At 60.4% G+C, this 11,505-nt stretch carries 10 protein-coding genes; 7 read left to right on the top strand and 3 right to left on the bottom strand.

What is annotated here, in order from left to right:
- Window positions 1-151: 151 nt before the first annotated feature.
- Together typA and thiI are read right to left on the bottom strand one after the other, a co-directional pair.
- Entirely contained in the window at window positions 152-1,972 is a 1,821-nt protein-coding gene (gene typA, locus J7E36_RS21665) for a translational GTPase TypA (protein WP_215007627.1), read from the bottom strand.
- A gap of 138 nt (window positions 1,973-2,110) precedes the next feature.
- Window positions 2,111-3,565, bottom strand: a complete 1,455-nt coding sequence (gene thiI / locus J7E36_RS21660; RefSeq protein WP_215007624.1) for a tRNA uracil 4-sulfurtransferase ThiI — start codon at window positions 3,563-3,565, stop codon at window positions 2,111-2,113.
- A gap of 329 nt (window positions 3,566-3,894) precedes the next feature.
- Between thiI and glnA the strand changes: the two genes are divergently transcribed.
- The 6 genes from glnA (at window position 3,895) to ntrC (ending at window position 10,057) form a co-directional block, all read left to right on the top strand.
- On the top strand, window positions 3,895-5,301 hold the full coding sequence (gene glnA, locus J7E36_RS21655; protein WP_212798608.1) for a type I glutamate--ammonia ligase: 1,407 nt from the start codon (window positions 3,895-3,897) through the stop codon (window positions 5,299-5,301).
- Window positions 5,302-5,419: 118 nt separating this feature from the next.
- Entirely contained in the window at window positions 5,420-5,974 is a 555-nt protein-coding gene (locus tag J7E36_RS21650; protein WP_215007621.1) for a chorismate mutase, read from the top strand.
- Between the two features lie 195 nt (window positions 5,975-6,169).
- Window positions 6,170-6,688: a DUF4124 domain-containing protein gene (locus J7E36_RS21645; protein WP_215007618.1), complete on the top strand. Its 519-nt coding sequence runs from the start codon at window positions 6,170-6,172 to the stop codon at window positions 6,686-6,688.
- Window positions 6,685-7,308, top strand: a complete 624-nt coding sequence (locus J7E36_RS21640) for a DUF4124 domain-containing protein (protein ID WP_215007615.1) — start codon at window positions 6,685-6,687, stop codon at window positions 7,306-7,308. The genes J7E36_RS21645 and J7E36_RS21640 overlap by 4 nt, the downstream gene beginning before the upstream one ends.
- Window positions 7,309-7,538: 230 nt before the next feature.
- Window positions 7,539-8,624, top strand: coding sequence for a nitrogen regulation protein NR(II) (glnL, locus tag J7E36_RS21635; protein WP_215007612.1), 1,086 nt, complete (start codon window positions 7,539-7,541; stop codon window positions 8,622-8,624).
- A complete protein-coding gene (gene ntrC / locus J7E36_RS21630; RefSeq protein WP_215007609.1) occupies window positions 8,621-10,057 on the top strand; it encodes a nitrogen regulation protein NR(I) in 1,437 nt (478 codons plus the stop codon). Before glnL ends, ntrC begins: the two co-directional genes overlap by 4 nt.
- A 523-nt stretch (window positions 10,058-10,580) precedes the next feature.
- On the opposite strand, the gene J7E36_RS21625 is transcribed toward ntrC, so the two are convergent.
- Window positions 10,581-11,021: a hypothetical protein gene (locus tag J7E36_RS21625; protein WP_215007606.1), complete on the bottom strand. Its 441-nt coding sequence runs from the start codon at window positions 11,019-11,021 to the stop codon at window positions 10,581-10,583.
- Between J7E36_RS21625 and trmL the strand changes: the two genes are divergently transcribed.
- Entirely contained in the window at window positions 11,020-11,484 is a 465-nt protein-coding gene (trmL, locus tag J7E36_RS21620) for a tRNA (uridine(34)/cytosine(34)/5-carboxymethylaminomethyluridine(34)-2'-O)-methyltransferase TrmL (protein WP_215007603.1), read from the top strand. The genes J7E36_RS21625 and trmL overlap by 2 nt on opposite strands.
- The last annotated feature ends 21 nt before the right edge of the window (window positions 11,485-11,505 follow it).

The following is an 11,505-nucleotide window of genomic DNA, read 5'->3' as shown; positions in this document are numbered from 1 at the left end:
CAAGACAGTTGCTCCCACAGGCTCACCGCCGTCCTTGTGGGAGCGGGCTTGCTCGCGAAGGGGCCACCCCGGTCACTGCATAATCCAGGCATAAAAAAAACGCCCCCGGTCTTTCGACCGGGGGCGTTTTCATTCAGCCAGAACCAAATAATCAGTTCTTGGCTTTCTTGGCAGCGCGGGTACGCTCGCTTTCGTCCAGGATCTTCTTGCGAAGACGGATGGACTTCGGCGTCACTTCGCACAGCTCGTCGTCCTGGATGAATTCCAGGGCCTGTTCCAGGGTGAAGCGAACAGGTGGAACCAGAGCGATGGTTTCGTCTTTACCCGAAGCACGCATGTTGTCGAGCTTCTTGCCCTTGGTAGGGTTCACGCCCAGGTCGTTGTCACGGCTGTTCAGACCCACGATCTGGCCGCCGTAGATTTCCTGGCCGTGCTCGACGAACAGCTTGCCACGCGCCTGGAGGGTTTCCAAGGAGTAGGTCAGCGCCTTGCCGGTTTCTACCGAAACCAGAACGCCGTTCTGGCGGCCGGACATGTCGCCGGACTTCATCACGTCGTAGCGGTCGAAGATCGAAGTCAGGATGCCTGCGCCGTTGGTCAGGGTCAGGAACTGGTTACGGAAACCGATCAGGCCACGAGCAGGGATGTTGTATTCCAGGCGAACACGGCCCTTGCCATCCGGCACCATGTTGGTCAGGTCGCCCTTACGCAGGCCCATCTCTTCCATCACCTTGCCCTGGGATTCTTCCGGCAGGTCGATGGTGACGTTTTCGTACGGTTCGTGCTTCACGCCATCAACCAGGCGGATGATCACTTCCGGACGACCTACTGCCATTTCGAAGCCTTCGCGACGCATGGTTTCGATCAGTACCGAGAGGTGCAGCTCACCACGGCCGGAGACCTTGAACTTGTCAGCCGAGTCGCCTTCTTCAACGCGCAGTGCAACGTTGTACAGCAGCTCTTTGTCCAGACGCTCCTTGATGTTACGGGAGGTCACGAACTTGCCTTCCTTACCGCAGAACGGCGAGTCGTTCACCTGGAAGGTCATGGAAACGGTTGGCTCGTCAACGGTCAACGGCTTCATCGCTTCGACCGCGTCCGGGTGGCACAGGGTGTCGGAGATGAACAGCGAGTCCATACCGCTGATGCAAACGATGTCGCCGGCAGCGGCTTCTTCAACGTCCACGCGGTGCAGACCGTGGTGACCCATCAGCTTCAGGATACGACCGTTGCGCTTCTTGCCGTCGGCACCAATGGCCACGACCGGCGTGTTCGGCTTGACGGTACCGCGCGCGATACGGCCAACGCCGATCACACCCAGGAAGCTGTTGTAGTCCAGTGCGGAGATCTGCATCTGGAACGGACCGTCACGGTCAACAGCCGGCGCCGGTACGTTGTCGACGATCGACTGGTACAGCGGGGTCATGTCGTCAGCCATTTCATTGTGGTCCAGACCGGCAATACCGTTCAGGGCCGAGGCGTAGACGACTTTGAAGTCCAGCTGTTCTTCGGTGGCACCCAGGTTGTCGAACAAGTCGAAGATCTGGTCCAGAACCCAGTCCGGACGCGCGCCTGGACGGTCAACCTTGTTGATGCACACGATCGGACGCAGGCCGGCTTCGAAAGCCTTCTTGGTCACGAAACGGGTTTGCGGCATAGGGCCGTCCTGGGCGTCGACCAGCAGCAGCACGGAGTCGACCATCGACATCACGCGCTCTACTTCGCCGCCGAAGTCGGCGTGGCCCGGGGTGTCCACGATGTTGATGTGGTAGCCGTTCCAGTTGATGGCGGTGTTTTTCGCCAGGATGGTAATACCGCGCTCTTTTTCCTGGTCGTTGGAGTCCATCACGCGCTCGTCGTTGAGCTCGTTGCGCTCCAGGGTCCCGGATTGACGCAAGAGTTTGTCTACCAGGGTGGTCTTACCATGGTCAACGTGAGCAATGATGGCGATGTTGCGTAGATTTTCGATCACTTGTGTATCTCGATCAGAGGATTCGGTGTGCTGACAGGTCGTGGCAGCGATTTACGTTGAGTCCGACAAAGCCGTTACAGCTTGCCGGCGGCGTCGGGGGGCCGGTGACGCAGGCCACAGGCAAACAGCCCCGGGCACTTAGCTCGGTCGATAAACGCGCACATTGGCATGCCCCTCACTGAGCAAATGGTGGGCATGCAGGCGACTCATCACGCCTTTGTCGCAATACAGCAGGTACTGGCGAGTAGGGTCCAGTTCCTTGAAACGCGCGTTCACTGCATAGAACGGCATCGTTTGTACCTCGATGCCGGCGATGTCCAGCGGGTCATCTTCGGCGTCGTCCGGATGACGGATGTCGATGATGATCTGACCGGCCAGCGCTTCGCCGACTTCTTCAATCTGAATGTCCTGGCCCAATTCATCGATTACCCGATCGATCGGCACCAGCCTGGCATTTTCGAGCGCACGCTCGAGAATGGCCATGTCGAATTCTTTCTCTTCATGTTCCACCCGCCCGCGCTTGGCCGCCGTCTTCGGATTGACCGAGATGACCCCGCAGTACTCCGGCATATGCCGGGCAAAATCGGCGGTGCCGATTTCGATGGCCGTGTCGATGATGTCCTGCTTGTGGCTGGCGATCAGAGGGCGCAACACGAGTTTTTCGGTAACGCAGTCGATCACGGACAGGTTCGGCAGTGTCTGGCTCGATACCTGGGAGATCGCCTCGCCGGTGACCAGCGCATCAATCTGCAAGCGGTCGGCGATGCTGGACGCGGCACGCAACATCATACGCTTCAAAATGACGCCCATATGACTGTTGTCGACTTTGCCGAGAATTTCGCCCAGCACTTCTTCGAATGGCACGCTCACAAATAACACACGCTGGGAGCTGCCGTACTTCTTCCAGATGAAGTGCGCCACTTCCATCACGCCCAGTTCATGGGCTCGCCCGCCCAGGTTGAAGAAGCAGAAATGCCCCATCAGCCCGCGACGCATGATCTGGTAGGCGGCGACCGTGGAGTCGAAACCGCCGGACATCAGCACCAGGGTCTGCTCCAGCGAACCCAGCGGATAACCGCCGATGCTGTTGTGCTGGCTGTGAATCACGAACAGGCGCTGGTCGCGAATCTCGATGCGCACTTCGATCTGCGGGTCTTTCAATGAAATACCGGCGGCGCCGCACTGCCGGCGCAGTTGGCTGCCCACGTACTTCTCCACGTCCATCGAACTGAACGGGTGCTTGCCGGCACGTTTGCAACGCACCGAAAAAATCTTGCCGGCCAACGCAGCGCCGTAATGAAGCTTGCACTTGGCGACGATGTCGTCCAAATCCCCCAACGGGTACTCATCCACCTGCAGGAAATGCGCGATGCCGGGCATGCAGCTCAGGCGCTCGGTCATTTCCTTGAGGATCTTGGGTTCGCTGACGCGGGTTTCCAGTTCGAGGTTGTCCCACACGCCGTTCACCACCACGACCGGGTCCAGATCACGGAGCACGGCACGGATGTTCTTGGCCAACTGGCGGATGAAACGCATCCGTACCGGGCGGCTCTTGATGGTGATTTCGGGGAAGACTTTTACGATAAGTTTCATGAAAACAGCGCGCGAACGTCCAGCCGAAAAAGGGGGGCGCGGATTATAGCGGAAATTGCTCAAGGTTTAACCAGTTAATATGCAGATGGTTTTGCATGCACCAAAACAGGTCAATTTCTACCGAGAACGCTGCATTAGAGTGCATCATTGTCCGACAACCTGCGTTTCAGGCCTGCAAAAAGCGTGGATTTGGTGCAAAAAAACCAACGCTGGGGCACTGGCATGCAAATTGCTCCCTTGTGAGGCAGGTTGCCTTGGCAGAGTATTCGCGCCGGCATCACCCAATCTTAGGGCACACCATTACCCGCCCGAAGCCACCCGGAGGACATATGTCGAAGTCGGTTCAACTCATCAAAGATCATGACGTCAAGTGGATTGATCTGCGCTTCACTGACACCAAGGGCACTCAACATCACGTGACCATGCCGGCCCGTGATGCGCTGGACGACGAATTCTTCGAAATCGGCAAGATGTTCGACGGTTCCTCCATTTCCGGCTGGAAAGGCATCGAAGCCTCCGACATGATCCTGATGCCAGACGACGAAACCGCCGTACTGGACCCGTTTACCGAAGAGCCGACCCTGATCCTCGTCTGCGACATCATCGAACCTTCGACCATGCAAGGCTATGACCGCGACCCACGCGCCATCGCCCACCGCGCCGAGGAATACCTGAAGTCCACCGGTATCGGCGACACCGCTTTCTTCGGTCCAGAGCCTGAGTTCTTCATCTTCGACTCGGTCAAGTTCAAGTCCGACATCTCCGGCTCCATGTTCAAGATCTTCTCCGAACAAGGTTCGTGGATGTCCGACCAGGACGTGGAAGGCGGTAACAAAGGCCACCGTCCAGGCGTGAAAGGCGGCTACTTCCCAGTACCTCCGTTCGACTTCGACCACGAAATCCGCACCTCCATGTGCAACGCACTGGAAGAAATGGGCCAGACCGTCGAAGTTCACCACCACGAAGTGGCGACCGCCGGCCAGAACGAAATCGGCGTGAAATTCAACACGCTGGTCAAGAAGGCTGACGAAGTCCAGACCCTGAAGTATGTCGTGCACAACGTTGCCGATGCCTACGGCCGCACCGCGACCTTCATGCCGAAGCCACTGTACGGCGACAACGGTTCGGGCATGCACGTTCACGTGTCGATCTCCAAAGACGGCAAGAACACCTTCGCTGGCGAAGGCTATGCCGGCCTGTCGGACACCGCCCTGTACTTCATCGGCGGCATCATCAAGCACGGTAAGGCCCTGAACGGCTTCACCAACCCTTCGACCAACTCCTACAAGCGTCTGGTCCCAGGCTTCGAAGCACCGGTGATGCTGGCCTACTCGGCTCGCAACCGTTCCGCCTCGATCCGTATTCCTTACGTGAACAGCCCTAAAGCCCGCCGCATCGAAGCCCGCTTCCCGGATCCGGCTGCCAACCCGTACCTGGCCTTCGCAGCACTGATGATGGCCGGCCTGGACGGTATCCAGAACAAGATCCACCCTGGCGATGCCGCCGACAAAAACCTGTATGACCTGCCGCCTGAAGAGGCCAAGGAAATTCCACAGGTCTGTGGCAGCCTGAAAGAAGCCCTGGAAGAGCTGGACAAGGGCCGTGCGTTCCTGACCAAGGGCGGCGTATTCAGCGATGACTTCATCGACGCTTACATCGCACTGAAAAGCGAAGAAGAAATCAAGGTTCGCACCTTCGTACACCCACTGGAATATGAGCTGTACTACAGCTGCTGATCCGGTAGCGCTGGCAAAAGCAGCGTGAATAGAGAGGCCTCCTTCGGGAGGCCTTTTTCATGGGCGCAGGTTACGTGCATGATGGCCGTCGCCCTCACCCCAGAAGAAGAGACTGCCCATGAACGTGCGTTTCATACTTGGCCTTGCCCTCTCTACCGCGCTGTTGGCCGCCACCGCCGAAGCCGCTCCTGCCCCCGACGCCCTCACCCCGCTGCTTAACGCCATTGGCGAACGCATAGCTCTGGCCGATCAAGTGGCGTTGAGCAAATGGGACAGCCATAAACCGGTCGAAGACCGTCCGCGCGAACGTGAAGTCATTGCCGCCGCCGTCGCCCAGGCACCGGCCTACAAGCTGACGGGCGAAACCGTGGAAGCATTTTTCAGCGCCCAGATAGAAGCCAACAAACTGGTGCAATACATCAACCTGTCCGACTGGGCCCTGGAGGGCAAGGCCCCGGACCTGCCACGCCCCGACCTGGCAGGACAGATCCGCCCGCAACTGGACCGACTGCAAAAACGCCTCTTGCAGCAACTGGCCGACTTCGCCCCTTACCGCACCGACCCGCAGTGCCCGCAGTGGTTGGCCCGCGCCACCCACAACGACAAGCAGCACCCGATCCACCGCCTTGCCCTGATCCGGGCGACTGCGCAATTGTGCGAGGTGAAAAACTAAGCAAACACACGTTCCCTGTGGGAGCGAGCCTGCTCGCGATGAGGCCATCACCTTCAACATCATTGCTGGCTGACACACCGCTATCGCGAGCAGGCTCGCTCCCACAGGAACTTCAGTGTTCGGACTTTCGGGTTGGGCCAACCGCCCCCTCTGTCCTATGCTGCTACCCAACACTTTCAATTCTCGGTTGATGCTATGGGTCGCGCTTTTCCAGGAATGCTGTTGTTGCTGCTGGCGTTGCCTGCCGCCGCGCAGATCTACAAATACATTGACGCCGACGGCAATACCGCCTACAGCAACCAGCCGCCCCAGGGCGTACCGGCCCAGGCGGTGGAGCTGCCGCCGCTCAACAGCATCGAACGCCAACCCCCCGCCAGTCCGAACACACCGGCCGCCCCCGCAGAGAGGGATGAACCGCGCAACGCCTACGCCGCGCTGGAGCTGACGGACATCCCCAGTGAGGAAGCCCTGCGTGCCAACAATGGCACCTTTACTGTGGGGGTCAGGGCGCAACCGCGGCTGCAAAGCCCCCATCAGTTTCGGTTACTGGTGGACGGCCAACCCTACGGCCAGCCGACCAACGTGCCACGCCTGCAAGTGATGAATATCGACCGGGGCGAGCACAGCCTGGCGGTGCAGGTCATCGATGGGGACAACCTCGTGCAACAGAGCGAAACCGTCACTTTTACCGTGCAACGGGTGCATCAGCCATGATCCGCTGGCTGCTCGCACTGGGCCTGGCGCTCGCCGCGCTGCCGGGGGTGGCGCAGGTGTACACCTACGTCGACGCTCAGGGCAATCGGGTCTTTACCGACCAGCCGCGCCCCGGCAATGCGAAGAAGGTCCAATTGCCGCCCGGCAACCGCATGCCGACGCCCACCAAAGGCACGACGTTGGCGCCTGCGAAAGAAGCCCCACCCGAGCCGCTGTTTCATTATGAAATGCTCCGCCTGTTGATCCCGGAGCCGGACGCGACGATACGCAGTAGCGAGGGCGAGCTGATCGCCAGCGTTACCAGCGAACCCGGGTTGAGGAAAGGTCACCGCTACCGCCTGCTGCTCGACGGCCAGCCCACGGGGGCACCGGGGTCGAGCCCGGTGTTTGCCCTGAGCAACATCGATCGCGGCACCCATCACCTGTCGGTGGAAATCCTTGACGAGCAAGACCGTATCGTCGAACGCACCCCCAACCAGCCCTTCCACATGCAGCGCATATCCCTGGCGCAAAAGCGTCGCACCAAGCCGTGTGTCATCACCGACTATGGCCAACGTCCCGAATGCCCCCTCGCCGAAAAGCCCGAAGAAGAAAAAAGCAGCATCCTGCCATTCTTCTAACCTCGTTCAGGTTGGCGCACCATATTGGTGCCCGCGCTTGCACGCTTTCCAGATTCCAACCCATTTTGGTTCGAAAGTACCCGTAAAAACTGGCAAAACGCCACGCTAACGGGCGAAAAATGCCTATTTGGGGCCTTAAACGCTTCTTTTCGGAGCCTTGGTTTGGTTTTTGCATTTTCCTTGTACCGGCGCGTCATACGCGTGCTCGCTACGCTCCAAAAGAGGTCCCGATGACCATCAGCGACGCCTTACACCGCTTGCTACTCGACAACCTCACCACCGCGACCATCCTGCTCGACGCCGAACTGCGCCTCGAGTACATGAACCCCGCGGCGGAGATGTTGCTGGCCGTCAGCGGCCAGCGCAGCCATGGGCAGTTCATCAGCGAGCTGTTCACCGAATCGTCCGAGGCGCTCAATTCCCTGCGCCAGGCGGTGGAACAGGCCCATCCGTTCACCAAGCGCGAAGCGATGCTCACCGCGCTGACCGGCCAGACCCTGACCGTGGACTACGCGGTGACGCCCATCCTGAACAACGGTGCCACCCTGTTGCTGCTGGAGGTCCATCCCCGCGATCGGCTGCTGCGCATCACCAAGGAAGAAGCCCAATTGTCCAAGCAGGAAACCAGCAAGATGCTGGTGCGTGGCCTGGCCCATGAGATCAAGAACCCCCTCGGCGGGATTCGCGGCGCCGCGCAATTGCTGGCCCGGGAACTGCCGGAAGAAAGCCTCAAGGACTACACCAACGTCATCATCGAGGAAGCCGACCGCCTGCGAAACCTGGTGGATCGCATGCTCGGCTCGAACAAGTTGCCATCCCTGGCCATGTGCAACGTCCACGAAGTGCTTGAGCGCGTCAGCAGCCTGGTGGAAGCCGAGGCCCAGGGCTGCATCACCCTGGTGCGCGACTACGACCCGAGCATTCCCGACGTTCTGATCGATCGCGAGCAGATGATCCAGGCCGTGCTGAACATCGTGCGCAACGCGATGCAGGCCATCAGCAGCCAGAACGAGCTGCGCCTGGGCCGTATCAGCCTGCGCACCCGCGCCATGCGCCAGTTCACCATCGGCCACGTGCGCCATCGCCTGGTGACCAAGATCGAAATCATCGACAACGGCCCGGGCATCCCTGCCGAACTGCAGGAAACCATCTTCTTCCCCATGGTCAGCGGCCGTCCGGACGGTACCGGGCTGGGCCTGGCCATTACCCAGAACATCATCAGTCAGCATCAGGGCTTGATCGAGTGTGAAAGCCACCCCGGCCACACCACTTTCTCGATCTTCCTGCCACTGGAACAAGGAGCCACAGCGACATGAGCCGTAGTGAAACCGTGTGGATCGTCGATGACGACCGTTCTATCCGTTGGGTCCTGGAAAAAGCCTTGCAACAGGAAGGCATGACCACCCAGAGCTTCGACAGCGCCGACGGGGTGATGAGTCGCCTGGCACGTCAGCAACCGGACGTCATCATCTCCGACATCCGCATGCCCGGCGCCAGCGGCCTGGACCTGTTGGCGCGGATTCGCGAACAGCACCCACGGCTGCCAGTGATCATCATGACCGCCCACTCCGACCTGGACAGCGCAGTGGCGTCCTACCAGGGCGGCGCGTTCGAGTACCTGCCCAAGCCGTTCGACGTCGATGAAGCGGTTTCACTGGTCAAGCGCGCCAATCAGCACGCCCAGGAACAACAAGGCCTGGAAGTAGTGCCGGCCCTGGCCCGTACCCCTGAAATCATCGGCGAAGCGCCGGCGATGCAGGAAGTGTTTCGGGCCATCGGGCGCCTGAGCCACTCCAACATCACCGTGCTGATCAACGGTGAGTCCGGCACTGGTAAAGAACTGGTGGCCCACGCGCTGCATCGCCACAGTCCGCGAGCGGCGTCGCCGTTCATCGCGCTGAACATGGCGGCGATTCCCAAGGACCTGATGGAGTCCGAGCTGTTCGGCCACGAAAAAGGCGCGTTCACCGGCGCGGCCAACCTGCGGCGCGGGCGCTTCGAGCAGGCCGATGGCGGCACGTTGTTCCTCGATGAAATCGGCGACATGCCGGCCGACACCCAGACCCGCCTGCTGCGGGTGCTGGCCGATGGCGAGTTCTACCGGGTGGGCGGGCATACGCCGGTCAAGGTGGACGTGCGCATCATCGCGGCGACCCACCAGAACCTGGAAACCCTGGTCCACGCCGGCAAATTCCGTGAAGACCTGTTCCACCGCCTGAACGTGATCCGCATCCATATCCCGCGCCTGGCAGACCGTCGCGAAGACATCCCGACCCTGGCCCGGCACTTCCTCAGCCGAGCAGCCCAGGAACTGGCGGTAGAGCCCAAGCTGCTGAAGAGCGAAACCGAGGAATACCTCAAGAACCTGCCATGGCCCGGCAACGTGCGCCAGCTGGAGAATACCTGCCGCTGGATCACGGTGATGGCTTCCGGGCGCGAAGTGCACATCAGCGACCTGCCGCCGGAACTGTTGAGCCTGCCACAAGACTCGGCGCCGGTGACCAACTGGGAACAGGCCCTGCGCCAGTGGGCTGACCAGGCGCTGGCCCGTGGTCAGTCGAACCTGCTGGACAGTGCCGTTCCGAGTTTCGAGCGGATCATGATCGAAACCGCCCTCAAGCACACCGCCGGCCGCCGCCGCGACGCCGCCGTGCTGCTGGGCTGGGGCCGCAACACCTTGACGCGCAAGATCAAGGAACTGGGGATGAAGGTTGACGGCGGGGATGATGATGACGGGGATGAGGGTTGAATGAGATTTTTCTACCCCTGATGTAGAACCCATTGTGGGGCTTGCTCGCGAAGGCGGTGTGTCTGTCAACTTGATGCTGACTGACGCGACGCCTTCGCGAGCAAGCCCGCTCCCACAAGTAAGGTGGCGGCGGTAGCGACATGAGCGTGCACCACACCAATGCACCATGAACCGCAACTGCGCGCTTCCTGCGAACCAAGCCCAATCGGGCCACCTCACGAACACGGTCCAATAAAAGCCAAAGCCCCGAAATACGGGGCTTTTCGCTGCATGAGCAGTTTTTTGTGACAAACCATTTGAAACTGGCACGCCCCCTGCAATAACCCTGTCACTACCCAGTTTCGGGGACCTTGGTACAGGCAGGCCGGGGATTCCCCATTTTATACCGGGCTCAATGAGCCCACTGTTTTGGGGGCCTTGATACAGGCAGGTCAAGGTTTCCCTCTTTACACTCAGGGCTGACCCTCACGGTCGCCCTCCCGTTTTGGGAACCCTGGTACAGGCAGGCCGGGGATTCCCTCTTTTATTGCTCCTGGAGACGGACCTCCAGCCGCCAGCGGTCATTCACTTCGCTGCCGGTCCACTCGCCGCGCAACGGCCGCGCCGCTACCAGTGTCAGCAACAACCCCTTGTCACTCAAACGCACCCGCCAGTTCACATCCTTGCCGTTGAGCTTGAGTTGGCCCTTCTGCGGCCGGCCCTGCGCTTCGAACAGCAACCCCACCGAGCCGTCGACGATTTCGCCGTGCAGTTTCGGCTCGTCGTTGAACCAGGCCACCAAGGTCCCATCGGTCACCTCGATCTGTTGCAGCACGGTCGGCTCGGGCGTGGTCAGGCGCCCGATCATCAAGCCGACCATCACGCCGAAAATCGCCAAAGAGCCCATCACCCGAGGCATTAGCTTCGAACGCCGATCGGTTTGCGGCGTAGAATGCCGCTCATCTTTATCTGCGGAGCCGTGCATGTTTCACGTCATCCTTTTTCAACCGGAAATTCCGCCGAACACCGGCAACGTCATCAGGCTGTGCGCCAACAGTGGCTGCCACCTGCATCTGATCGAACCGCTGGGCTTCGAGATGGACGACAAGCGCCTGCGCCGCGCCGGTCTCGACTACCACGAGTATGCCACCTTGCAGCGTCACGCCGACCTCGCCAGTTGCCTGGAAAGCCTGGGGCAGCCGCGCCTGTTCGCCTTCACCACCAAGGGTTCGCGGCCGTTCCATGACGCCAGCTTCGTCGCCGGTGATGCGTTCCTGTTCGGCCCGGAAAGCCGTGGCCTGCCGGACGACGTGCTGGACGCCCTGCCCACCGACCAACGCCTGCGCCTGCCGATGCGCGAAGGCTGCCGCAGCCTGAATCTGTCGAACACCGTGGCGGTGGCGGTCTACGAGGCCTGGCGGCAGAACGGTTTCAATAACGCCTCATAGCAAATGTGGGAGCGGGCTTGC

It is taken from the genome of Pseudomonas fluorescens, from assembly GCF_018614775.1.
Lineage (GTDB): Bacteria > Pseudomonadota > Gammaproteobacteria > Pseudomonadales > Pseudomonadaceae > Aquipseudomonas > Aquipseudomonas fluorescens_BY.
This window is presented reverse-complemented; position numbering and strand designations above follow the sequence as displayed.

Coding starts and splice junctions, on each gene's coding strand:
- thiI (WP_215007624.1), bottom strand. CDS start 3,565: ATGAAACTTATCGTAAAAGTCTTCCCCGAAATCACCATCAAGAGCCGC.
- glnA (WP_212798608.1), top strand. CDS start 3,895: ATGTCGAAGTCGGTTCAACTCATCAAAGATCATGACGTCAAGTGGATT.
- J7E36_RS21650 (WP_215007621.1), top strand. CDS start 5,420: ATGAACGTGCGTTTCATACTTGGCCTTGCCCTCTCTACCGCGCTGTTG.
- J7E36_RS21645 (WP_215007618.1), top strand. CDS start 6,170: ATGGGTCGCGCTTTTCCAGGAATGCTGTTGTTGCTGCTGGCGTTGCCT.
- J7E36_RS21640 (WP_215007615.1), top strand. CDS start 6,685: ATGATCCGCTGGCTGCTCGCACTGGGCCTGGCGCTCGCCGCGCTGCCG.
- glnL (WP_215007612.1), top strand. CDS start 7,539: ATGACCATCAGCGACGCCTTACACCGCTTGCTACTCGACAACCTCACC.
- ntrC (WP_215007609.1), top strand. CDS start 8,621: ATGAGCCGTAGTGAAACCGTGTGGATCGTCGATGACGACCGTTCTATC.
- trmL (WP_215007603.1), top strand. CDS start 11,020: ATGTTTCACGTCATCCTTTTTCAACCGGAAATTCCGCCGAACACCGGC.
- J7E36_RS21625 (WP_215007606.1), bottom strand. CDS start 11,021: ATGCACGGCTCCGCAGATAAAGATGAGCGGCATTCTACGCCGCAAACC.